17 protein-coding genes are annotated in these 24,269 nt (G+C 61.7%); 3 read left to right on the plus strand and 14 right to left on the minus strand.

Annotated features, from left to right (window positions below):
- Nucleotides 1-15: 15 nt before the first annotated feature.
- From BMW74_RS13310 to BMW74_RS13330, 5 genes are all read right to left on the minus strand, one after another.
- Nucleotides 16-2,466, minus strand: coding sequence for a heavy metal translocating P-type ATPase (locus BMW74_RS13310; RefSeq protein WP_093420710.1), 2,451 nt, complete (start codon nt 2,464-2,466; stop codon nt 16-18).
- 108 nt (nt 2,467-2,574) lie between these two features.
- On the minus strand, nt 2,575-3,114 hold the full coding sequence (locus BMW74_RS13315; protein WP_093420715.1) for a FixH family protein: 540 nt from the start codon (nt 3,112-3,114) through the stop codon (nt 2,575-2,577).
- Nucleotides 3,115-3,132: 18 nt separating this feature from the next.
- On the minus strand, nt 3,133-4,548 hold the full coding sequence (ccoG, locus tag BMW74_RS13320; protein WP_093420719.1) for a cytochrome c oxidase accessory protein CcoG: 1,416 nt from the start codon (nt 4,546-4,548) through the stop codon (nt 3,133-3,135).
- A 205-nt stretch (nt 4,549-4,753) separates the two neighbouring features.
- Nucleotides 4,754-5,164 (minus strand): type II toxin-antitoxin system VapC family toxin, encoded by a 411-nt coding sequence (locus BMW74_RS13325; protein ID WP_093420722.1) that lies wholly within the window; start codon nt 5,162-5,164, stop codon nt 4,754-4,756.
- A complete protein-coding gene (locus tag BMW74_RS13330; RefSeq protein ID WP_093420726.1) occupies nt 5,164-5,418 on the minus strand; it encodes a type II toxin-antitoxin system Phd/YefM family antitoxin in 255 nt (84 codons plus the stop codon). Before BMW74_RS13330 ends, BMW74_RS13325 begins: the two co-directional genes overlap by 1 nt.
- A gap of 366 nt (nt 5,419-5,784) precedes the next feature.
- On the opposite strand from BMW74_RS13330, the gene BMW74_RS13335 reads away from it, so the two are divergent.
- Nucleotides 5,785-6,795, plus strand: a complete 1,011-nt coding sequence (locus tag BMW74_RS13335; protein ID WP_093420730.1) for a metallophosphoesterase family protein — start codon at nt 5,785-5,787, stop codon at nt 6,793-6,795.
- Between the two features lie 71 nt (nt 6,796-6,866).
- Here BMW74_RS13335 and ccoP (BMW74_RS13340) read toward each other — a convergent pair whose 3' ends face one another.
- From ccoP (BMW74_RS13340) to ccoN (BMW74_RS13375), 8 genes are all read right to left on the minus strand, one after another.
- A complete protein-coding gene (ccoP, locus tag BMW74_RS13340; RefSeq protein WP_093420735.1) occupies nt 6,867-7,844 on the minus strand; it encodes a cytochrome-c oxidase, cbb3-type subunit III in 978 nt (325 codons plus the stop codon).
- Nucleotides 7,841-8,026, minus strand: coding sequence for a cbb3-type cytochrome oxidase subunit 3 (locus tag BMW74_RS13345; RefSeq protein ID WP_093420740.1), 186 nt, complete (start codon nt 8,024-8,026; stop codon nt 7,841-7,843). Before BMW74_RS13345 ends, ccoP (BMW74_RS13340) begins: the two co-directional genes overlap by 4 nt.
- Nucleotides 8,027-8,031: 5 nt before the next feature.
- Nucleotides 8,032-8,640 (minus strand): cytochrome-c oxidase, cbb3-type subunit II, encoded by a 609-nt coding sequence (gene ccoO, locus BMW74_RS13350; protein ID WP_093420744.1) that lies wholly within the window; start codon nt 8,638-8,640, stop codon nt 8,032-8,034.
- Nucleotides 8,640-10,082, minus strand: coding sequence for a cytochrome-c oxidase, cbb3-type subunit I (gene ccoN / locus BMW74_RS13355; RefSeq protein WP_093420748.1), 1,443 nt, complete (start codon nt 10,080-10,082; stop codon nt 8,640-8,642). The genes ccoO (BMW74_RS13350) and ccoN (BMW74_RS13355) overlap by 1 nt, the downstream gene beginning before the upstream one ends.
- A gap of 479 nt (nt 10,083-10,561) precedes the next feature.
- Complete coding sequence (gene ccoP / locus BMW74_RS13360; protein WP_093420752.1) at nt 10,562-11,515, minus strand: cytochrome-c oxidase, cbb3-type subunit III; 954 nt, start codon at nt 11,513-11,515, stop codon at nt 10,562-10,564.
- Complete coding sequence (locus BMW74_RS13365; protein WP_093420756.1) at nt 11,512-11,730, minus strand: cbb3-type cytochrome oxidase subunit 3; 219 nt, start codon at nt 11,728-11,730, stop codon at nt 11,512-11,514. The genes ccoP (BMW74_RS13360) and BMW74_RS13365 overlap by 4 nt, the downstream gene beginning before the upstream one ends.
- A gap of 3 nt (nt 11,731-11,733) precedes the next feature.
- Nucleotides 11,734-12,342 carry a cytochrome-c oxidase, cbb3-type subunit II gene (ccoO, locus tag BMW74_RS13370; RefSeq protein ID WP_093420760.1) on the minus strand — a complete coding sequence of 203 codons (609 nt, stop codon included), beginning with the start codon at nt 12,340-12,342 and terminating at the stop codon, nt 11,734-11,736.
- 10 nt (nt 12,343-12,352) lie between these two features.
- A complete protein-coding gene (gene ccoN, locus BMW74_RS13375; RefSeq protein WP_093420764.1) occupies nt 12,353-13,777 on the minus strand; it encodes a cytochrome-c oxidase, cbb3-type subunit I in 1,425 nt (474 codons plus the stop codon).
- Nucleotides 13,778-13,874: 97 nt separating this feature from the next.
- Here ccoN (BMW74_RS13375) and BMW74_RS13380 point away from each other — a divergent pair, with 97 nt between their 5' ends.
- A complete protein-coding gene (locus tag BMW74_RS13380; RefSeq protein WP_093420768.1) occupies nt 13,875-14,561 on the plus strand; it encodes an alpha/beta family hydrolase in 687 nt (228 codons plus the stop codon).
- Between the two features lie 184 nt (nt 14,562-14,745).
- Here BMW74_RS13380 and BMW74_RS13385 read toward each other — a convergent pair whose 3' ends face one another.
- Complete coding sequence (locus BMW74_RS13385) at nt 14,746-16,311, minus strand: methyl-accepting chemotaxis protein (RefSeq protein WP_093420773.1); 1,566 nt, start codon at nt 16,309-16,311, stop codon at nt 14,746-14,748.
- A 380-nt stretch (nt 16,312-16,691) separates the two neighbouring features.
- On the opposite strand from BMW74_RS13385, the gene BMW74_RS13390 reads away from it, so the two are divergent.
- Complete coding sequence (locus tag BMW74_RS13390; RefSeq protein ID WP_093420778.1) at nt 16,692-24,263, plus strand: type I polyketide synthase; 7,572 nt, start codon at nt 16,692-16,694, stop codon at nt 24,261-24,263.
- Nucleotides 24,264-24,269: the final 6 nt, after the last annotated feature.

Consider the following 24,269-nt stretch of genomic DNA (forward strand, 5'->3'; position numbering starts at 1 on the left):
CCATGCCCGTGCGGCTCAGGCCGGCAGCGGGCGGGTTTCTGGCGTGGTGGGCGTTGGCGACGTCTTGGGCATGCGGGTCAGGCGCAACGCATTGAGGACCACGGTCAGCGAACTGATGGACATGCCCACCGCAGCCCATACCGGCGTGATCCAGCCGAGGGCGGCGAACGGCAACATGAGGCCATTGTACAGCCCGGCCCACAGCAGGTTCTCGATGATTACCCGGCGGGTCCGACGTGCCAGGCTGAAGGCTTGTACCAGGGCGTCCAGGCGGTTGGACAGCAGCACCGCATCGGCGTTGGTCTTGGCCAGGTCGGTGGCCGAGCCCATGGCCACGCTGATGTCGGCGGCGGCCAGCACGGGTACGTCGTTGACCCCGTCGCCGAGCATCAGCACCTTGCGCCCTTCCAGCTGCAGTTGGTTGAGCACCTGCAGTTTGTCGTCCGGGCGCAGGCCGCCACGGGCCTCGTCGATACCCAGTTCGGCGGCAACGCTGGCGACCATCGGCGAGCTGTCGCCCGACAACAGCAACGTCCGCCAACCCCGCGCCTTGCAGGCGGCGAGCAGGGCCGGGGCGTCGCTGCGCAGGCGGTCATCGAGCACGAACCAGGCGAGCGCGCCATGGCGGTCACCGAGCAACAGCCACTGGCCAGCTTCGTCGGGCATGCTCGGCACGGCACAGCCGCTGAGTTCGCAGACGAACCCCGGCTGGCCAATGCGCAGGCGCTGTTCGCCGACCACGCCTTCCAGGCCCAGGCCGGGTGTGCTCAGCACGTCTTCGGCGGCCAGCGGCGCACGGCCGAAGGCGCGGGCAATCGGGTGTTCGGAACGGTTCTCCAGGGCCGCGGCAAGCCCCAGGCACTGGTCGCTGTCGAGCGTGCCCAGTGGGCGGATCGAGCGCAGCGCCAGGCGTCCTTCGGTGAGGGTACCGGTCTTGTCGAAGATCACCGTATCGATCTGATTGAGCCCTTCGAGCACATGGCCGCGGGTCAGCAGCAGTCCCAGCTTGTGCAAGGTGCCCGTGGCGGCAGTGAGGGCGGTCGGGGTGGCCAGCGACAGGGCGCACGGGCAGGTCGCGACCAGCATCGCCAGGACAATCCAGAATGCCCTGGACGGGTCCAGCTCCCACCAGAGCAGGCCGATGGCGGCTGCGGCCAGTAGCGAAAACAGCAGGAACCATTGCGCGGCGCGGTCGGCAATTTGCGCCAGGCGCGGTTTCTCGGCCTGGGCGCGGTCCAGCAGGCGGACGATGGCCGACAGCCGGGTGTCCTGGCCCAGCGCGAGCACTTCAACGGTCAGCGCGCCCTCGACATTCAGGGTCCCGGCGGTCACGGCGTCGCCCTGGCTGCGCGGCTGGGGCAGGTATTCGCCGGTGAGCAGCGATTCATCGACGCTCGACTGGCCCTCAAGAATCTTGCCGTCAGCCGGCAGGATCGCGCCGGGATGGACCAGCACGCGGTCGCCCAGGCGCAACTCACTGAGCAGGATGCGCTCGCTCTGGCCGTCCGCACCCAGGCGCAGGCACGACGCCGGCAGCAGGTTGACCAGTTGGGCGGTGGCAGCGGCCGTTCGTTCGCGGGCGCGGCGTTCCAGGTACCGGCCCGCCAGCAGGAACAGGGCGAACATGCCCACGGCGTCGAAATACAGCTCGCCGACACCGGTGATCGAGGTCCAGATGCCCGCCAGGTAGGCCAAGCCAATGGCCAGCGAAACCGACACGTCCATGGTCAGGTGGCGAGTGCGCAGGTCGCGCATCGCCCCCTTGAAGAACGGCGCGCAGCTGTAGAACACGATGGGTGTGGTCAGGAACAGCGCGACCCAGCGCAGGATAGTGTGCAGCTCGGGGCTGAGGTCAATGTTGAACTCCGGCCAGGTGGCCATGGTGGCCATCATCGCCTGGAACCACAGCAGGCCCGCCACACCCAATTGGCGCAGGGCCAGGCGGTTTTCGCTGGCCAGTTGTTCGCTGGCGCGGTCGGCCTGGTAGGGGTGGGCGGCATAGCCGATGTGGCGCAGCTCACTGAGCAACTGGCTCAAGGGGATTTGTGCATCGGCCCAGCGCACGTACAGGCGATGATTGGACAGGTTGAGGCGGGCCTCGGCCACGGCGGGCAGGGCGCGCAGGTGTTTCTCGATCAGCCAGCCGCAAGCGGCGCAACTGATGCCTTCCATGAGTAGCGTGGTTTCAGCCAGGTCGCCGTCGTGGCGCACGAACGGTTGTTGCACATCGGCGCGGTCGTAAAGCGCCAGCTCATCCACCAGTTGCACCGGCAGGGTCTCGGGGTTGGCCGAGGCTTCGCTGCGGTGGCTGTAGTAGTGCTCCAGGCCACCGGCGACAATCGCCTCGGCCACGGCCTGGCAACCCGGGCAGCAGAGCTCGCGAGTCTCGCCGAGGATCACGGCGGTAAACCGACTGCCAGACGGGACGGGCAGGGCGCAATGGTAGCAGGGGGTTGGGGTGGTCATGCGATGGGATCTATATCGTCCGGAAGGGCCTCATCGCGAGCAGGCTCGCTCCCACCGTTGAGTATCGAATGTGGGAGTGAGCCTGCCCGCGATGCGCGAAGCGCGGCGTTACTGTTTCAAGTCTTCAGCGCCTTGCAGCGGCTCGTCGCCCAGCAGCAGGTCCTTGTCGTGGCCGACCTGTTCTTCCTCGAACATGCGCCATACGTGCTCGTCCTGGCTGCCCAGCAGCTCGACGAAGCGCCGGCCTTCAACCTTGTCGTTCAACTGGCCGATGTAGCGGCCCGGTTCAGCCTCGCTGCGGGTGAGGATGATCTTGCGGTCCTTTTCCGGCTGGGTTGGCGAGATCAGGTTCAGTTCCAGGGTCTGCGGTTGGCTGTTGCCGGCCAGGTGCAGGTCGACTTCGCCGGTCATGCCGTCCAGGTGCACGGTGGCACGCAGCAACAGGGTCTGGGCCAACAGCTCGCGGTCCAGCGAGCGGTTGATGCCTTTGCCGGCCTCGTAGTAGTTATCGTTGACCAGGTTGTCAGGGTTGTTCACCGCGATGGTCACCATCGACAGGGTCAGCGTTACCGAACAGGCCAGGATCCCGATGATGATCCAGGGCCAGAGGTGCTTGTACCAGGGGCTGGTGGCAGTTGCTGCGGGCATGATGACTTCTCTTGGTTCTTAGCGAATTTGTGGGCCGATGAATCGGCTCTTGGCTTCAACGTGGATGCTGTCGTCTTCGGCGTCCTTGAGGATGAATTTCACCTCGTTGGTGCTCGACGGCAACTGCTCCGGTGCGCTCGACAATTCGACCGGCATGCTGAAGATTTCACCGGCGGCCACCTTGATCTCACGCTTGCCTTGCAGCTTGAGGTCCGGCAGGCCGGAGGCGTCCAGCACGTAGGTATGGTCGCGCTGGTCCTTGTTCATGATCTTGAGGCTGTAGACGTTCTCGATCCGCCCTTCGGCGTTTTCGCGGTACAGCACGCGGTCCTTGCTGACGTCAAAGCCCACCAGCGAACGCATGAAGAACGCCGTCACCAGCAGACTGATCATCGCCAGCAACACCAGGGCATAGCCGATCAGGCGTGGGCGCAGTTTATGGGTTTTCTGCCCGGACAGGTTGTGCTCGGTGGTGTAGCTGATCAGGCCGCGCGGATAGTCCATCTTGTCCATGATGGCATCGCACGCATCGATACACGCCGCACAGCCGATGCATTCGATCTGCAGGCCATCGCGGATGTCGATGCCAGTGGGGCAGACCTGGACGCACATGGTGCAGTCGATACAGTCGCCCAGGCCTTGGGCCTTGTAGTCCGCACCCTTTTTGCGTGGGCCACGGGCTTCGCCCCGGCGGGGGTCGTAGGACACGATCAGGGTGTCTTTGTCGAACATCACGCTCTGGAAGCGGGCGTAAGGGCACATATAGATGCACACCTGTTCGCGCAGCCAGCCGGCGTTGCCATAGGTGGCGAGGGTGAAGAAGCCGACCCAGAAGTAGGACCAGCCGTCGGCCTGGCCGGTAAAGAAATCGATCACCAGCTCGCGAATCGGCGAGAAGTAGCCGACGAAGGTCATGCCGGTGACGAAGCCGATCAACAGCCACAGGCTGTGCTTGCTGAACTTGCGCAGGAACTTGTTGGCGCTCATTGGCGCCTTGTCCAGCTTGATGCGTTGGTTGCGATCGCCTTCAGTGACTTTTTCGCACCACATGAAGATCCACGTCCACACGCTCTGCGGGCAGGTGTAGCCACACCAGACGCGCCCGGCGTAGACCGTGATGAAGAACAGGCCAAAGGCGGAGATGATCAGCAGGCCCGACAGCAGGATGAAATCCTGGGGCCAGAAGGTTGCGCCGAAGATGAAGAACTTGCGCTCGGGCAGGTTCCACCAGACGGCTTGATGGCCGCCCCAGTTGAGCCAGACCGTGCCGAAATAGAGCAGGAACAACCCGGCGCCACCGAACATCCGCAGGTTGCGGAACAAGCCGGTGAAGGCGCGGGTGTAGATTTTTTCCCTGGGAGCGTAAAGGTCGACGCTGTTGTTGGCGTTCTTGTTGGGTGGCGTGACGTCGTGTACTGGAATCTGGTTGCTCATCATTACATCCCACGGCAGTGGAAAAACGCCTCGGTCAGTACGTGCCAACCGCGGTCAAAAAAGGGTGCTGCAGTGGCGCAATGATACGCCGGTAGCACTCGTGCAAGGGTGCGACCTTTGGTCGCGTTGGGGGAAATCAATCGATGGTGTAATGACTTGAATCAATTGACTTGTGAATTATGGACGGTTTTCCACGGTGTCGGGCTCATTCGTCCCAGGGATTGATCAGGGCAACGCCACTGGATTGAAAGTCACCGATGTTCCGCGTCACGACGGTAAGGCCATGCACCAATGCCGTGGCGGCGATCAAGGCGTCGCTCTCGTTGGTCTGGTCCGGAACATGCAGGCTGGCACAGCGCAATGCCACGGCGGCATCGACTGGCAGGATCCGCGCATCGAACGCTGGCATGACGTGGCGCTTGAGCCATGTGCGTAGCACCTTCCCTTGGGCGGGGTCACGACGCTCCATGCGCAGGACCCCGGTCTCCAGCTCCTTCAAGGTGATGGCCGAAATGAACATGCGCGGGGCAATCACCGTTTTGGCCCACGCGACGACGTTGGCATCCGCCTGGGGCTTGCGTAGTTCAGAAATGACGTTGGTGTCGAGTAGAAACATCAGGACAGGTCCACAGGGCGATGGGTGATCGTGGCACGCTCGGTATCGAACTCGATGTCAGCCGTTTCCGGCATCACCAGCAATTCGACGATGTCGGCATGGGTGCCGGTCAGCTGTTGGTAGTCCTCTATGCTTAGCAGCACATGGGCGGGTTTGCCTCGGTCAGTGATGAAAACCGGGCCCTGGCGAGCGGCTTTTTTGGCGCCACTTGTGTCTTGGTTGAACTCACGGCTGGAGATGGTGGTGACGGTCATGGTGCGCCTCCGGTTACCTGGCTGAATGTAGATACGTTACTACCTCGCTGTTGCGGGCGGCAAGTGTCAGGCTACAGACGGTCGGATTGATACCGGGGCTTGGTTCTGGCGGTCGTCACGAACAGCAAGCCAACCGCAGGGTTATAAGGTGTTCATGGAAATCAAACGTGATGGAAAGCTCATGCAGGGTGCCGGTCCGGATAGGCACTTGGCTAATGCTCGGGCGTGTGGCCATGAAGGCGGTAAGTTGAAGCGTGATTAATGTGTCCATATGTCTGGCGTTATAGTGCTCAATGAAGGGGTGAGGTATGTTTTGTTCGTGGCAGTCGTCGCTGCGACAACTCACTATTAATGGATATTGGTTAAGTGGACTTATATAAACAACTTGGCGGGTTGCTGGCTGTTGCGTTATCGCTGCTGGCGCCACCGGCCTGGGGGGCTGAGCCACAGGGCGCGCCCCGCCACCTGGTGTTTGTCTCGGATCCGCAGTACCCCTGGACGGATCTCATCGATGACGGTCTCCCGGACCCCGACGAGAACGCGCGGGCGAAGAGACAGATAGAACGACAGTATTCCGATATTGCCAACTTCAGGGCGCGACAGGGAGGGGCGCTGTCCGTGCCGGTGATGATCAATGGCGACATTACCGCGTTCGGTCATTCTGCTGAACGTTCGTATATGAAGTCGGTATTTGAAAGTAAGTTGGAAGGGGTTTATGACTACGGCCTGGGTAATCATGACTACGCCAATAATGTGGATGATTGCTTTTTGAATAACTGTGCGATCGGGAGTGTGATCGATCTTAAGGAGCGTTATTGGGGGAACGTCGCGACGTTCGATCTTGCGGCACGAGCTTCCGGGTTGCGGACGATCTATTACGGCAGTCTTGCGTATTCGAAGAGCTTTGGGGATGTGCACATGATCCAGCTGAACAATGAGCCGACTTATGCGGTGAGCTTTTCGGGTGGTAACCCCTTTGGCGGGAGCATTTTTGAAATCACCTCGGCACTTGACTGGCTGGAGCAGGACTTGAGGAAGGCGCGGGCTCAGGGGCGAATAATCATTGTGAACATGCACAAGGCCTATGACTGGCAGGGGGGCGCAGAGCAGATCGCCAGGTTCCAACAGCTGATTGAGCGGTACCGGGTGACAGCAGTGTTCGGAGGGCATGATCATTGGGGGGTGGGCAGTTACTTTGACTGGAACTCGCGGGAGTACTTCGGTGATGTGCCGGTGTTCCTGAGTGGGTCGGCGTCGCAGCAAAGTTATTTGATCGCCAGTTTCAGCGAGGACCGGCAACAGCTGAGTATCAGCGTTGTACGAGACAGCGACTGGAGCCAGCGCACCGAGGTGAAGGTGATCCCGGCGTTGAAATGATCGGCTGCAACGAAAACGGCCCCGTCCATTCACATGGGCGGGGCCGTTTTTTGTCGCTTCAAGCGTTTGCTTTACTCGGCGTCAGCTGCCTTCTCACCGTGAGACAGGCTGTAGACGTAAGCGGCCAGCAGGTGAACTTTATCGTTACCCTGCATCTGCTCTTGCGCAGGCATGACGCCCTGGCGACCGTAGCGGATGGTCTGCTGCAGTTGAGCGAAGCTCGAACCGTAGATGAACGCCGCCGGGTGAGTCAGGTTAGGTGCGCCCATTGCTGGTGTACCCTTGCCTTCCGGACCATGGCAGACCGCGCAGTTGGTGGCGAACAGCTTCTGGCCAGCAACCGGGTCGGCCTTCGCGCCTTCCGGCACTTTGCGCCCATCGAGGTTGGTCAGCACGTACGCGGCAACGTCAGCAACGCCTTGCTCGCCGATCACGTCAGCCCAGGCCGGCATCACGGCGTGACGACCAGCCATGATGGTGGCCTTGATGGTTGCCGGCTCGCCGCCCCAGCGCCAGTCGGCGTCGGTCAGGTTAGGGAAGCCATAGGCGCCCTTGGCATCGGAACCATGGCACACCGAGCAGTTGGAGGCGAACAGGCGGCCACCCATCTTCAGGGCTTGTGGGTCCTTGGCGACTTCTTCAATCGGCATGGCGGCGAACTTGGCGAAGATCGGGCCGAACTTGGCGTCCGACTTGGCCATTTCCTTTTCCCACTCGTGCACGCCGGTCCAGCCAGACTGGCCGTTGGCGAACGGGGTTTTGGTCTCGTTGTCGAGGTAGGTGTACCCCGGCAGCAAGCCTTTCCAGTTGCCCAGGCCTGGATACAGCGCCAGGTAGCCGAGGGCGAACACGATGGTGCCCACGAACAACATGAACCACCATTGCGGCAGTGGGTTGTCGTATTCCTCGATCCCGTCGAAGGCGTGGCCAACTTTCTCGTCTGTCTGTTCGCTGCGCTGGCCCTTGCGGGTGGACAGCAGCAGCCAGGTCAGGGCGAAGATGGTACCCAGACTGAGGACTGTGACATACAGACTCCAGAACGTAGTCATTCTTTGTTACTCCTAGAAGCGTGCTCGACGTGCTTGATGGCTTCGGGATCATCCGCGAAAGGCAGCAAGGTCGCGTCTTCAAACTCCGACTTGCGCTTGGGGCTGAATACCCACAGCGCCAGACCAATAAAGGCCACCATCACGACGACGGTGCCCAGGCCACGAATCATCCCGATATCCATCTAAATCACCGTTTGCTTTTGATGATGGTGCCCAGGCCTTGCAGATAGGCCACCAGCGCGTCCATTTCGGTCTTGCCCTTCACGGCATCCTTGGCACCGGCGATGTCTTCGTCGGTGTAAGGCACGCCCAGGGTGCGCAAGACTTCCATTTTCTTCGCGGTGTACTTGCCGTCGAGCTTGTTTTCCACGAGGAACGGGTAAGCCGGCATTTTCGACTCAGGCACGACGTTGCGCGGGTTGTACAAGTGCGCACGCTGCCAGTCATCGGAGTAACGGCCGCCAACGCGGGCCAGGTCCGGACCGGTACGCTTGGAACCCCACAGGAACGGGTGGTCCCAGACGCTTTCACCGGCGACCGAGTAGTGGCCATAGCGTTCGGTTTCGGCGCGGAACGGACGGATCATCTGCGAGTGGCAGCCGACACAACCGTTGGCGATGTAGATGTCACGGCCTTCCAGTTCAAGGGCGGTGCGAGGCTTCATGCCCTCGACCGGCTTGTTGGTGACGTCCTGGAAGAACAGCGGGACGATCTGGGTCAGGCCACCGATGCTGACAGCGATGACCATGAAGAAGGCCAGCAGGCCGATATTCTTCTCGACTACTTCGTGCTTCATCAGTGAGCTCCAACTACAACGATCTTGGCGGCAGCTTCAGCTTGTGCCGGGTCCGAGGCGCGGACGGTACGGAACACGTTGTAGGCCATGAACAGCATGCCGCTGGCAAAGAACGCACCACCGATGGCACGAACGATGAAGCCAGGGTGGCTGGCTTGTAGCGCTTCAACGAACGAGTAGGTCAGGGTGCCGTCTTCGTTGATTGCACGCCACATCAGGCCCTGGGTGATGCCGTTGACCCACATCGAAGCGATGTAGAGCACGGTACCGATGGTCGCGAGCCAGAAGTGAGTGTTGATCAGCGGGGTGCTGTACATCTGCTCGCGGCCGAAGATTTTCGGGATCATGTGGTACAGCGCGCCGATGGAAATCATCGCTACCCAGCCCAAAGCGCCGGCGTGTACGTGGCCGATGGTCCAGTCGGTGTAGTGCGACAGCGAGTTGACGGTCTTGATGGCCATCATCGGGCCTTCGAAGGTCGACATGCCGTAGAACGCCAGCGATACCACGAGGAAGCGCAGGATCGGGTCGGTGCGCAGCTTATGCCAGGCGCCCGAGAGGGTCATCATGCCGTTGATCATGCCGCCCCAGCTCGGAGCCAGCAGGATGATCGACATCGCCATGCCCAGGGACTGAGCCCAGTCCGGCAGTGCGGTGTAGTGCAGGTGGTGAGGACCGGCCCAGATGTACAGGGTGATCAGTGCCCAGAAGTGCACGATCGACAGGCGATACGAGTAGATCGGACGCTCGGCCTGCTTGGGAACGAAGTAGTACATCATCCCCAGGAAGCCGGTGGTCAGGAAGAAACCTACCGCGTTGTGGCCGTACCACCACTGGATCATTGCATCGGTCGCACCGGCATACGCCGAGTAGGACTTGAAGAAGCTGACCGGCAGCGAGGCGTGGTTGACGATGTGCAGCATCGCCGTCACGACGATGAAGGCGCCGTAGAACCAGTTGCCCACATAGATGTGCTTGGTCTTGCGCTTGGTGATGGTGCCGAAGAACACCAGACCGTAGGTCACCCAGACGATGGCCAGCAGGATAGCCAGGGGCCATTCCAGCTCAGCGTATTCCTTGGTGGTGGTGTAACCCAGCGGCAAGGTAACGATGGCGCCAACGATCACCGCTTGCCAACCCCAGAAGGTGAAGGCGGCGAGGCTGTCGGAAATCAGTCGCGTTTGGCAGGTACGCTGCACGACGTAATAAGAGGTGGCAAACAGTGCACATCCACCGAAGGCGAAGATCACCAGGTTGGTGTGCAGTGGGCGTAGGCGTCCAAAGCTCGTCCATTCCAGACCGAAGTTCAACTCCGGCCAGACCAGTTGCGAGGCGATGAAGACACCGAGCCCCATGCCAAGGATCCCCCAGACCACCGTCATGATGGCGAACTGGCGGACTACCTTATAGTTATAAGCAGTCGGACTGATTGCTGTGCTCATTCTAAGGTTCCACGGTTTGGGTGTTTTATTAGGGATAAAAATCGGCCGCAAGTATGGAGAAAGCGGGGGGTCATTGCAACGCGCCATGACCTGGGTCAATGCTTTCAAAAGCTGATTCTGCGGCCTTTCCATGCGCCGCGTAGGGACAAATTCGCCCTGGGGCAAAATGTCTCGGCGGACGAAAAAGGCGAGGGGGGCGGGTCAGTTGTAACCAGGTGTGTGCAAACGAGGCGGGCAGGTGACAGGTGGCAACTTGCGCGACAGCCGGTAACTACCAGCCTTTGCGGCCTGTCATCGAGCAGATTCGTTGAACGTATCCTGAGCGCTTGACCCGTGACCGGCTATTGCCAGTCCGCTTCGCAGCAGCTTAGACGTGAATTCGCAGAATCGAAAGGAGGGTTGTCGCGGGGTGCGACAATGGGTCGCAAAGGGGCAGGGAACTGCCGCATCCGGGGATGCGGCAGCGAAGCATTTACCGATTACTCATTATTGCCTGGTGGTTGTGGCGCTGGGGCCTTGGCATCGTGGGACAAGCTGTACACATACGCGGCCAGCAATTGCACTTTGTCGTTACCCAGTAGTTCGTTCTGCGCCGGCATGTGGCCCTGGCGGCCATGGCGAATGGTCTGTTGCAACTGGGCCAGGCTGGTGCCGTAGATGAACGCGGCCGGTTGCGTCAGGTTCGGCGCGCCCAGCACGTCCATGCCCTGGCCAGTGGCGCCATGGCAAGCGGCGCAGGTGGTGCTGAAGGCTTGCTGGCCGGCGGCCAGGTCGACATTGCTGTCGGCCGGCAGCGGCAGGCCAGCCAAGTCGTGACGGACATACGCCGCGACGTTCTTCACCCCGCTTTCTCCCAGTACTTCGCCCCAGGCCGGCATGGCCGCGATCCGGCCACCCATGATGGTGGTCTTGATCGTGTCGGCACTGCCGCCCCAGCGCCAGCTGCTGTCAGCCAGGTTAGGGAAGCCGAACGCGCCCTTGGCATCCGAGCCATGGCACACCGAGCAATTGGAGGCAAACAGGCGGCCACCCATTTTCAGTGCTTGTGGGTCTTTCGCCACCTCTTCCACGGGCATCGCCGCAAATTTGGCGTAGATCGGCCCATATTTGGCATCGGCCTTGGCCATTTCCTTGTCCCATTCCTTGGTCTGGGTCCAGCCGCCTTCATAGCCTGGCAGGATGCCTTTCCAGTTGCCCAGGCCCGGGTAAAGGATCAGGTAGCCGACGGCGAACACCAGGGTGCCGGCGAACAGCATGAACCACCACTGTGGCAGCGGATTGTCATATTCCTCGATGCCGTCGAAGGCATGGCCCATGGTCTGGTCGACGCTGTCCTTGGTTTCGCCCTTGCGGGTGCCGACCAAGAGCCAGGTCAGGCCGATCAGGCTGCCAATGGTCAGTACGCAGATCCACGTACTCCAGAAGGTGGTCATGGCCGGATGCTCCTTGTTGCAGGTTCTTGAGTGTTGGCGTCATCGGGCAACGGCTCGTCGGCGAAGGGCAGCAGGCGCGCTTCGGCAAATTCCGAGCTGCGCTTACCGTTGAACACCCACAGCGCCAGGCCGACAAAGGCCACGAACACCACGACCGTGCCCAGGCCGCGGATCATTCCAGTGCTCATTTCGCTTCCTAGAAAAGACAGGGCCATGGCTCACCTCTTGCTCTTGATTGCAGTGCCGAGCACTTGCAGGTAGGAGACCAGGGCGTCCATCTCGGTCTTGCCTTTCACCGAGTCTGCGGCACCGGCGATGTCTTCGTCGGTGTACGGCACGCCCAGGGTGCGCATCACTTCGAGCTTGGTCTGGGTGTCGCTGTTGTCCACCGGCTGGGTGACCAGCCATGGGTAGGCGGGCATCTTCGACTCGGGCACGACGTTGCGCGGGTTGTACAGGTGCGCGCGGTGCCAGTCATCGGAGTAGCGACCACCGACACGGGCCAGGTCCGGGCCGGTCCGCTTGGAGCCCCACAGGAACGGGTGGTCCCAGACGCTTTCACCGGCGACCGAGTAGTGGCCGTAGCGTTCGGTCTCGGCGCGGAACGGGCGGATCATCTGCGAGTGGCACTGGACGCAGCCTTCGCGGATGTAAATGTCGCGGCCTTCCAGCTGCAGCGCGGTGTAGGGCTTCATGCCTTCGACCGGCTTGTTGGTGACGTCCTGGAAGAACAGCGGGACGATCTGGGTCAGACCGCCGATGCTCACCGCGAGGACCATCAGCAGCAGCAGCAGGCCGACGTTTTTCTCAATCGTTTCGTGTTTCATGGCGGACTCCTCAGGCCATCTGCGCTGCGGCGGCGATTTCGGCAGGCTTGGCGTCACGCACGGTGCGCCAGGTGTTGTAAGCCATCAGCAACATGCCGCTGAAGAAGATCGCACCGCCCACCAACCGCACGACGAAGCCTGGGTGGCTGGCCACCAGGGTTTCGACGAAGGAGTAGGTCAGCGTGCCGTCTTCGTTGACTGCGCGCCACATGAGGCCCTGGGCGATGCCGTTGACCCACATCGAAGCGATGTAGAGCACGGTGCCGATGGTCGCGAGCCAGAAGTGCGCGTTGATCAAGCCGACGCTGTGCATCTGCTGGCGACCGAAGATTTTCGGGATCATGTGGTACAGCGCGCCAATGGAGATCATTGCCACCCAGCCGAGTGCACCGGCGTGTACGTGGCCGATGGTCCAGTCGGTGTAGTGAGACAGGGCGTTGACGGTCTTGATGGCCATCATCGGGCCTTCGAAGGTCGACATGCCGTAGAACGCGAGGGACACCACGAGGAAGCGCAGGATTGGGTCGCTGCGCAACTTATGCCAGGCCCCCGAGAGGGTCATCATGCCGTTGATCATGCCGCCCCAGCTCGGAGCCAGCAGGACCAGTGACATCACCATGCCCAGCGACTGCGCCCAGTCCGGCAGCGCGGTGTAGTGCAGGTGGTGCGGGCCGGCCCAGATGTACAGGGTGATCAGTGCCCAGAAGTGCACGATCGACAGGCGATACGAATACACCGGACGCTCGGCCTGTTTCGGCACGAAGTAGTACATCATCCCCAGGAAGCCCGCCGTGAGGAAGAAACCTACCGCGTTATGCCCGTACCACCACTGGACCATGGCATCGGTCGCACCGGCATACACCGAGTAGGACTTGGTCAGGCTGACCGGGAGTTCCAGGTTGTTGACGATGTGCAGGATGGCCACGGTAACGATGAAAGCCCCGAAGAACCAGTTGCCAACATAGATGTGCTTGGTCTTGCGCTTCACCAGTGTGCCGAAGAACACGATGGCGTAGGCGACCCAGACGATGGTGATCAGGATGTCGATCGGCCATTCCAGCTCGGCGTACTCTTTGGAGCTGGTGTAGCCCAGCGGCAGCGTGATCGCCGCCAGCAGGATCACCAGTTGCCAGCCCCAGAAGGTGAACGCGGCGATTTTCGGCGCGAACAGTTGGGTTTGGCAGGTGCGTTGCAGTGAGTAGTACGAAGCGGCGAACAGCGCGCAGCCACCAAAGGCAAAGATCACCGCATTGGTGTGAAGCGGGCGCAGGCGACCAAAGCTGGTCCAGGGCAAGTTGAAGTTCAGTTCGGGCCAGACCAATTGAGCCGCGAGAAAAACCCCGAGCCCCATGCCGACGATGCCCCATACCACCGTCATAATGGCGAATTGGCGGACCACCTTGTAATTATAGGCGGTGCTTGTAGAAGTGTTCATGGTTCCCCATCCACGGATCAGTTGAAGTGAAGGCGTCTGCACGCGGCAGCACGCTTCCTTCGCCTGGAGTTATAGGCAGATTAAAAGCGAGGTAAGCATGGGCAATGAAGTCGGGGGCGGTATTGACGGGGATCAATGGGCGAAGTGCGTGCGTGACCATGGCTGGCTGTGGGATGGCGCAGGCGTGCCGCTGTCGGACGCCTCGCGCACCTTGATCCTGGCCCATGGCGCAGGCGCACCGATGGACAGCAGCTTTATGAGCGACATGGCTGCACGCCTCGCCGCTCAGGGTGTCAACGTGCTGCGCTTCGAGTTTCCCTACATGGCCCAGCGACGTGTCGATGGCGGGAAACGCCCACCCAACCCGGCGCCCAGGTTGCTGGAGTGCTGGGCGCAGGTGTACGCACTGGTGCGACGTCATGTCGCTGGGCGGCTGGCCATCGGTGGCAAATCCATGGGTGGGCGCATGGCCAGTTTGTTGGTCGATGAGTTGGGGGCGGATGCGCTGGTGTGCCTGGGGTATCCGTTTTATGCGGTGGGCAAGCCGCAGAAGCCGAGGGTCGAGCATTTGGCCGGATTGAAGGCGCCGACCTTGATCGTCCAGGGCGAGCGCGATGCCTTGGGCAATCGGCAAGCGGTGCAAGGTTATGACCTGTCGCCGAGCATCGAGCTGATGTGGCTGGTGGCGGGGGATCATGACTTGAAGCCGTTGAAGGCTTCGGGGTTCAGTCATGAGCAGCATTTGGCGGCTGTGGCGCAGAAGGTGGCTGCATTTCTTCAGTGAAAGGTTGACTGCCAGCACTGACCTCTTCGCGAGCAGGCTCGCTCCCACAGTGATCGGTGGTGATAACGCCCTGTAGGAGCGAGGCTTGCCCGCGAAGACGGCGGCACAGCTCGCATAACCTTCAAGCCGATCATAAAAAACCCGGAAGCTTTCGCTGTCCGGGTTTTTTGTCGAGCCGTCGTGGTCAGCGGTTAAATCGCTCCACCAGCGAATACTGGGTGCTGGCGGTCTTGGTCAGCTCTTCGCTGAGCAGTGCCGAGTTTTGTGCCTGCTCCGAGGTCCGGTCGGCCAGATCGGAGATGTTGCTGATGTTGCGGCTGATCTCTTCGGCCACAGCGCTTTGCTCCTCGGTGGCCGCGGCGATCTGGGTGGTCATGTCGGTGATGTTGGCCACCGCTTCGCTAATCCCCACCAGTGCCTGGTCCGCTTCCAGCACCCTGGCCACGCCTTCCTCGGCCTGGCGATGTCCGGCTTCCATGGTTTGCACGGCGGTGCCGGCGGTTTGCTGGAGCTTGGCGATCAGGCTGTGGATCTGCCCGGTTGATTCGCTGGTGCGTTGCGCCAGTTGCCGCACCTCGTCGGCCACGACCGCAAAGCCACGTCCCATCTCGCCAGCACGGGCGGCTTCGATGGCGGCGTTCAAGGCCAGCAGGTTGGTCTGGTCGGCAATGCCTTTGATCACGTCCACAACGCCGCCGATCTCGTCGCTGTCCTTGGCCAGTTGGGTGACGGTCAGCCCGGTTTCACCGACCACCACCGACAAGCGCTGGATGGCGTCGCGGGTTTCACCGGCGATGTCACGCCCGCGGCTGGTCAGGCGATTGGCTTCCTGGGTGGCGTCAGCGGTGCGCTGCACATGGCTGGCGACTTCCTGGGTGGTGGCGGCCATCTGGTTGACGGCGGTGGCCACTTGCTCGGTTTCCAGGCGCTGGCGTTCCAGGCCGCTGGAGCTGTCGTGCGCCAGGGCATCGGATTGCCGCGCTTGTTCGGTCAGGTGCTCGGCGGTGTCCTGCAAGCGAGTGAGGCAGGTCTTCAGGCGGGCTTCCTGGCTGAGGATCGACATCTCCAGGCGTGCCTGCGCACCCCGGCTGTCGGTATACATCCGGGCGATCAGCGGGTCGGACGTGGTCTGCTCGGCCAGGCGCAGCAGGCGCTTGAGGCCGCGTTGTTGCCAGCTCAACCCGAGCAGGCCCAGCGGTACCGACAAGCCGGCCGCCAGGGCAAAGCCCCAGTGCGAGTTGAGGGTGGCGCCAATCATGAAGCTCAGTTGGCTGACCAGAATGAACGGCAGCCAGTCCTGGGCGACCGGCAGCCACTTGTCGGTGGAAGGAATCGCCGACTTGCCCTGGTTGATGCGTTGGTAGAGTGCTTCGGCGCGGCGGATCTGCTCGGCGCTGGGCTTGACCCGCACCGACTCGTAGCCGACCACCTGGCTGCCGTCGAACACGGGCGTGACGTAGGCGTTGACCCAGTAGTGATCGCCGTTCTTGCAACGGTTCTTGACGATGCCCATCCAGGGCAAGCCTTGCTTGAGCGTGCCCCACATATGCGCGAACACCGCCGCCGGCACGTCAGGGTGACGAACCAGGTTGTGTGGGGCGCGGATCAGTTCCTCACGGGAAAACCCACTGATCTCGACGAAGGCATCGTTGCAGTAGGTGATCACACCTTTGGCATCGGTGGTGGAGATCAATCGCTGTTGTGCCGGAAAGGTCCGTTCGCGTTGTGTGATGGGTTGGTTATTACGCATGGCTTTTTCAATCCGCAAGGCTTTGACAAGGTGTCGGCACTGAGGCGCTTTTATTGAATTTATTTTTTGCTTTGCATCAGGTTATGCGGGCTGTGGGATTCATCGTGTTATGACGTCAGATTAAAAGTTTTCAGGGTTTCCCAAAGTATTCGCTCAGCGTATGATTTCGCGCCCCATTCTCTTGGGGTTTGCGTGTGTCAATTAAAAGTCGTTGTTAGGTCGGCCTCCGTTTCGATGTGCCTCTAATAAATAAATAGTTACTAGCTAACTGAATTGATTGGCTTTTCAAGCGTATTCCGGATCATTGAGCGTGGTTCGGTGCAGTCATCGCATGAGGTGATGGCGGTAGCGTTGGGAATATAAAAAAGGTGGGGAAGTTGATGGGTAGCAAGGTTGCAATTATTGGGGCGTCATTTCGTTTTCCAGGCTCCACTTCGGCAACTTTTTGGCAGAACTTGCTGGAGGGACGCGATTTTATTACCCAGGTTGATCCGGCCCGTTGGTCCCATGACGAGTTCTTCCACCCTGACAAAGCCAATCCGGGCACTTCCTACACCTTTGCTGCCGGCACCCTGGGAGATATTTCCACCTTCGATGCAGGGTTCTTCAGCATTTCTCCACGCGAAGCCGCGATCATGGACCCTCAGCAGCGCCTGTTGCTTGAACTGGGCTGGGAAGTGTTCGAGAACGCCGGGGTAAAACCCTCGAGCGTGCGCGGCAGCCAGTGCGGTGTGTACCTGGGTATTGCCAGCACCGATTACGCCTATCGCCTGTCCCATGACCTGTCGTTGGTGGATTCCTCCACGGCCACGGGTAACACGCTGAGTATCGCGGCCAACCGGCTGTCGTATATCTATGATTTGCGCGGTCCGAGCATGGCGGTCGATACGGCCTGCTCCTCGTCACTGGTGGCTTTTCACCAGGCGTGCCAGGCCATTCAAAGCGGAGAGATCGACCAGGCGTTGACGGGCGGCGTCAGCCTGCACCTGCACCCCTTCGGTTTCCTGATCTTCTCCAAGGCCTCGATGTTGTCGCGCAAAGGGCGCTGCAACGTGTTCGATGAAGCCGGTGACGGTTACGTGCGCTCCGAAGGCGGCGGCTTGTTCTACCTCAAGGATTACGACAAAGCCGTTGCCGATGGCAACCCAATCCTGGCCGTAGTCGCGGGCAGTGCGGTCAATACCGACGGGCGCAAGTCCGGCTTGACCGTACCCAGTGCCGAGGCCCAGGCGGCATTGATGACGCAAGCCTACGCCAAAGCGGGCATTTCACCGGCCGACATCGATTACCTGGAGGCCCACGGCACGGGTACCCCGGTGGGTGATCCGATTGAAAGCCGGGCTATCGGCTTGGCATTGGGCCAGGCGCGTGCTGCCGACCAGCCGCTGCTGATCGGCTCGATTAAAAGCAACATCGGTCACCTGGAGGCCGCTTCCGGAGTCGCGGGCCTGATGAAGGCGCTGTATTGCGTTACCGAGCGGCAGGTACCGGCCACCATTGGTATCAAGAACCTCAATCCGCGTATTCCATTCGCCGAACTCAACCTCGATGTCGTCACGCGCAACCAAGCCCTCAAGCCCAACGGCACGCTGGTGGTGGGCGTCAACTCGTTCGGTTTTGGCGGTGCCAACGCCCACGTCATCTTGCAGAGCCACACCTGTGAGGCGTTACCGGCGGTGATTCCGGCTGTTTCGGCACCTGTGCCGTTGATGGTCACGGCCAAAGACAGCGCCGGGCTGGCCGACATGGCGCAGAGCATTGCCCAGCACCTGAGTGATAGTCCGGCTGCGAGCCTTTACGACGTCGCCTACCAAACCATGCTGCGTCGCGATCTACACGCCCAACGCGTAGTGGTCTTTAGCGGCGACCCGCAACAAAGCGCTCAGGCGCTGCTGGATTTCGCCCTGGATCCGGCCGTCCCGGCCTTGAGTTCAATCCTGGAGAGCGGGCGAGCACTGGATCACGTCAAGGGGCCGGTGTTTGTATTCTCCGGCAATGGCTCTCAGTGGGAGGGTATGGGCAGGGCGTTGTTGGGCGATGCGGTGTTCCATGCCGCCGTGAGTGAAGTCGACGCCATCTTCCAGCCGCTGTCTGGGTACTCGCTGATTGCCGAGTTGGCGGGCGAGTATGGGCAAGACCGCTATCAACTGACGGAAATCGCCCAGCCGGCGCTGTTCGCGCTGCAAGTAGGCGTGACCCGTATGTTGTTGAACCAGGGCGTAGTGCCACAGGTTGTAATGGGGCACAGCGTCGGTGAAGTGGCGGCCGCCTGGGCTTGCGGTGCGTTGTCGTTGGCCGATGCGACCCGAGTGATCTATCACCGCAGCCGCCTGCAAGGGTTGACTGCTGGCTCCGGGCAGATGTCCGCTGTTGGCTTGTCAGGTGACGACACGGCGAAGCTGTTGCAGGAGCTGGGCCTGACCGATGTGGTCGTGGCCGGCGAGAACAGTTTCAAGGGCGCCACCGTGGCGGGCTCCGTGGCCGGCCTGGAACGCTTGGAGCAGGTGCTGACTGAGCGCCAGGTGTTCGTCCGCCGACTTGGCCTGGACTACGCCTTTCATTCGCCGGCCATGGACATGATCGCTGAGCAGGTCGTCGACGCGTTGCGCGATATCGTCCCGCGTGCCAGCCAGATCCCGATGTACTCCACCGTCACGGGTGGCGAGTTGAGCGGGGAGTCCCTGGGTGCCGAATACTGGTGGCAGAACATTCGCCTCCCGGTGTTGTTCCAGTCGGCCTGCGAGACAGTGTGCCAACAGGGCTATAACGTTTTCGTAGAAGTCGGCCCGCACGCGATCTTGCGTAGCTATGTCACGGATGCCTTGGTTGCCCAGGAGCAGCAGGGCGTGATGATTGCCACGTTGCTGCGCGATAAAGATGCATTTGAACAGCTCACTCGCACCGTGGCCAAAGTACTGATCAGTGGCGTCGAAACCGATCTGCAATGCCTGTTTCCTCATGCCGGCCGTTTCGTGCGCTTGCCGAACTACGCGTGGCAGCGTGAGCGCCACTGGCACAGCGATACCCCCGAGTCGTCCGGCGTGCTGTCTCGCGAGGCGGTGCATCCACTGCTGGGTTACCCGGTCGCAGACCACGCGCTGACGTGGGATAACCGCCTGGACACGCAACGCTTCCCAACGCTGGCGGACCACAAGGTTGGCGATGCCGTGTTGTTCCCCGGTGCGGGTTTCACCGAGTTGGTCATCGCCGCCGCCCAGTGCTACCAGCCGGGCGAGTACGTCGATATCGAAGAGCTGGAGATTCACAGCCCGCTGGTGCTGCATGCCGATTCGAGCAAGCACGTGCGGGTGCAGATCGACAGCAGCGATGGCGCGATCAGCGTTGCATCGCGCAGCATTTCCCAGGATGAGCCGTGGGCGCGGCATGTGGTCGCTCGTCTGCCGGGCGAGGCTCGTGGCGTGTTGCTGGCTGAGCCGGCACCGGTACTGCCGACCCGGGTGCCGGACTTTACCCGTGCCGATCACTTGAACATGACGGCGGCCGTGGGCCTGAATTACGGCCCGGCCTACCAGGCCATCGAAGCCGGCTGGATCGACGGTGACCAAGTGCTGGCGCAGCTCATTGCGCCGAGCGAGATCAGTGAAGAGCTGGCGACGCTGCACCTGCACCCGGCGCTGCTGGACAGCGCGTTCCAACTCATCACCCAATTGTTGAGTCGTGATACCAAGGCGAGCAACGGTCTGGCGTTCATCCCGGTAAAGCTGGGGCGGATCAATTTCGCCACCTGCAGCCTGCCTCCATGCCTGGCCAAAGTGCGCCTGGTGCGCCGTTCGGAGCACTCTCTGCTCGCTGATTTCACCCTGTATGACGCCCAGGGCCAGGCGGTGGTTAGCATCAAGGACGCGCGGTTCCGCGCAGTCAAGTTGCACAAGGATCGCAGCGCGGAGTTGAAGCTGGTGGATTTCGCCGGTGTCGCCAAGCCTTATCCGCTGGCCGCTCGGGTGCCGGCGCTGCCTTCGTCGTCATTGCACGACGCGTTGGTACATAGCCTGGCCACGGTGATCGATGAGCCAGCACTGGTGCGTTACAGCCTGGAAGTCGACCCGCTGTTGGACAGCCTGTGTGCCAGCTTCGTATTGGAGGCTATCGAGCACCTGGGCGGTCAACTCAGCGCTGCGCAACGCCAGCAATGGCAGCTTCAGGCGTTGGAGTTGTCGGGATACCTCGATCACTTGCTGGAACAGGCGGTGCTCGACGGCAGCCTGATTGCCGGCGCTGACCACTGGCAGGTTGCCGATCAGGGGGAGCGTGTCAGTTCCAAGGACATCTGGCAGGAGCTGTTTCGCAGTTATCCGGAACACTTCCAGATCATCCATTCGGTGGGACGAGTTGGCCTGCATCTGCTGGGTTTGCTCAGCGGTGAAGTGAAGCTTGAAGCACTGCTGCCGCGAGAAACGTCGCCGGCCCAGTTGGCCCGCCAAGTGTTGGGCGCCAGTGGTTATCAGGCGTTGCTGGACGCGATCAAGCAACACATCGAGCAGCGGCTGGCCGTGTTACCGGCGGGCCAGCGTTTGCGCATTCTCGAGCTGGGTTTCGGGGGTGTGCCATTTGCCGCACAACTGTGCGCGCAGCTGGATTTTGACCGCGTCGACTACCAGTACAGCGCAACTGACCTGGAGCCGGCCAGCCTGCTTTCGGCCGAGTTTCCAGACTTGAAACTGCTGGCCCTGGCTGACGTTGCACCGGTGTCTGAGTTGCCTGGCAATGGCTTCGACCTGGTCCTGGCCGCCACCGATCTGGCAGCGCTGGAAACCATCAGCGAAGGCCTGCGCCACAGTGCGGCAAGGCTGTCGGCGGGTGGTCAGTTGCTGTTGTTGGCGCAACACCCGGCACGTTGGGCTGACTTCGTGTTTGGTGCGCAACCGGCCTGGTGGTTGGCTGGGCAGGAACAGCAACGTTTGTCGGCACAGCAGCGCCCAGGGTTCTGGCAGCAGGAACTGCGTCGTCACGGCCTGAGCGTCGACGACGCGTTGGAGTTCCTGCCGGCGATGTCCAGCGGCAGCTATGTGCTGGTCGGTGCGGCTGACAGCGTCGCGCCATTCGATCCGCAACCGCTGCCGGTACAGCGCTGGTTGTTGGTGGCCGATGAGCACGGTGCAGAAGGTGTATTCGCTCGTCAGTTGACCGATGCACTACGCGGGCAGGGGCAAGCCGTCGATGCGCTGGCACCGGCTTCGGCCGAGGTTATGGCCAGTGGTTTGCGCACAGGCCCGGCACCGCAGCATGTGCTGTTGCTCAGTGGCCTGTTCGGCACCGAGGGTCTGGATGCCCAGGCCGACCGCTGCATGCGCGCGGCTGCATTGGCCCAGGCGTGCGAACAGGCGGGCATGACCCCGGATTGCTGGCTGTTGACCCGAGGGGCGGCCGTGCATCTGCAACCGCCTGCCGGGCACGTGAACGAAGGTCTGTCCTCGCTGGCTGACGCCGCGCTGTGGGGCTTTGGTCGCACGCTCGCCAACGAAGCGGTGGGTTGCCGGGTGCGCCTGCTGGACCTGGGTGAAGGTGCCGGGGTCGAGGCGCTGTTGCCGGCCTTGTTGAATGCTGACGATGAAACCGAACTGGCTATCAGCGCCGCCGGGGATCGCTATGTTGCCCGTCTGCGCGTGCGTCCCGATCAGGTGCAGGACAGTGCCGAGATTGCCCACGCGGCGCAGGTCAGCCTTGGTTTCGAATTGCCCGGTCAACTGCGCAACCTGCGTTGGCAAGCCCATGCGCCGCGCATACCGGCGGGCGATCAGTTGGATATCGAGGTGCATGCCACTGGCCTGAACTTCCGCGATGTCATGTACGCCCTTGGCCTGTTGTCGGACGAGGCCATCGAGAACGGCTTCTCCGGGCCGACGCTGGGCTTTGAGTTTGCCGGTGTGGTGCGGGGCAAGGGAGCCCAGGTCGCGGGCGACTTCCAGCCGGGCGACCGGGTTGTCGGCTTCGGTCCATCGAGCTTCGCCAACCGCCTGGTCACCAATGCCAATGCGGTGGCGAAGATCCCCGAGGGCATGTCCTTTGAAGCGGCAGCGACGATCCCGAGTACGTTCTTCACGGTGTATTACGCACTGCATCACCTGGCACGCGTGGAGCCGGGCGAAAAAGTCCTGATCCATGGCGCGGCCGGTGGCGTCGGTATCGCCGCCATCCAAATCGCCAAGTGGCTGGGCGCTGAGATCTATGCCACCGCCGGCAGCGACGAGAAGCGCGACTTCCTGCGTCTGCTGGGCGTGGAGCACATCTTCGACTCGCGCTCGCTGGCGTTTGCCGATGAGATCCTGGCCATTACCGATGGCCGGGGTGTCGACGTGGTCCTCAACTCGCTGGCGGGTGAGGCGATCAATCGCAACCTGCAGGTCCTCAAGCCGTTCGGGCGATTCCTGGAACTGGGCAAGCGTGACTTCTATCAGAACACCCGCATCGGCCTGCGGCCATTTCGCAACAACATCAGCTATTTCGGCATCGACGCCGACCAGTTGATGAGCGAGCGTCCAGAGCTGACTCGGCGCTTGTTCGGCGACATGATGCAACTGTTCCGCGACGGCACGCTCAGCCCGTTGCCCTACCGTGAGTTCGACGCTAACGACATCGTCGAGTCCTTCCGCTACATGCAGCAGGCGCGGCAGATCGGCAAGATCGTCGTGACCTATCGCACGCCTATCCAGCAGGTGTTCAACGAGTCGGCCGTGCAGTCGCAGGCGTTGCAACTGGCCGCCGACGGTACTTACCTGGTCACGGGCGGGCTCAGTGGTTTCGGCTTGCGCACCGCGCAATGGCTGGTGGATAAAGGGGCTCGTCGCCTGGCACTGCTGGGACGGCGCGGGGCGGCCACCGAGGAGGCTCAAGCCGCGCTGACGGCATGGCGCGAGCAGGGCATTGAGGTGCAGGCCGTGGCTTGCGATATCACCGATAGTGCCCAACTGCGCAGCGTGCTGGTGGGTATCGAGGCCTCCACAGCGCCGTTGCGTGGCATTGTGCATGCCGCCACGGTGTTCGACGACGGGCTGATCCGCAATCTCACGCAAGAACAGTTGCAACGGGTGCTGGAACCCAAGGCCAAAGGCGCGCAATACCTGCACGAATTGACCGCGCACCTGGCGCTGGATTTCTTCGTCTTGTACTCGTCGGCGACCACCCTGTTCGGCAACCCGGGGCAGGCCAACTATGTGGCAGCCAACCACTGGCTCGAAGCCCTGGCGCGTCATCGTCTGCAGCAAGGGTTGCCCGCCACGGTCGTGCTTTGGGGTGCCATCGACGACGCGGGTTTCCTGGCGCGCAACCAGGAGATCAAGGATGCCCTGCAAAGTCGCATGGGCGGCGCGGCGTTGCAGTCGCAAGTAGCCCTCGACACCCTGGAACAACTGCTGCTGCAAAAGCGCTCCGGGCTCGGCGTACTGGAGCTGGAGTGGAAAGCCCTGTCGCGCTTCCTGCCGGCCGCTGGCGCACCCAAGTTCAGCGAGCTGGCCAGGTTGCACAATGGTGAGCAGGACGAAGAGAGCAATAGCGACGATATCCAGCGTCTGCTGCTGGAAATGGACGACCCGGAACTCATCGAGCTGTTTGCCGAAATGCTCAAGCAGGAGATTAGCGAGATCCTGCGCATTCCCACCAGCAAGCTCGATAGCAGCCGACCGCTCCAGGAGCTGGGGTTGGACTCGTTGATGAGCGTCGAATTGGTGGTGGCGGTCGAAGAGCGCTTTGGTATCCGCCTGCCGGTGATGGAACTGAGCGAAACCTCCAGCATCGCCAAGTTGACCGTGCGTATTCTTGAACTGCTGCGCGGTAGCCAGGACGCCGAGTCCGCCGCCAGCGTCGATGACACTGTACAGGCCATGACCGACGAGACCCTGGTGCGCCATGGCGCCGAGCTGTCCGAGGTGCAACGCGCGCTGTTCAGCGAAGGCGTGCGCCGTCCGGATTCCGAAACTTCCCGCTTGATTGAATGACCACTG

The organism is Pseudomonas sp. ok272 (assembly GCF_900109995.1).
GTDB lineage: Bacteria > Pseudomonadota > Gammaproteobacteria > Pseudomonadales > Pseudomonadaceae > Aquipseudomonas.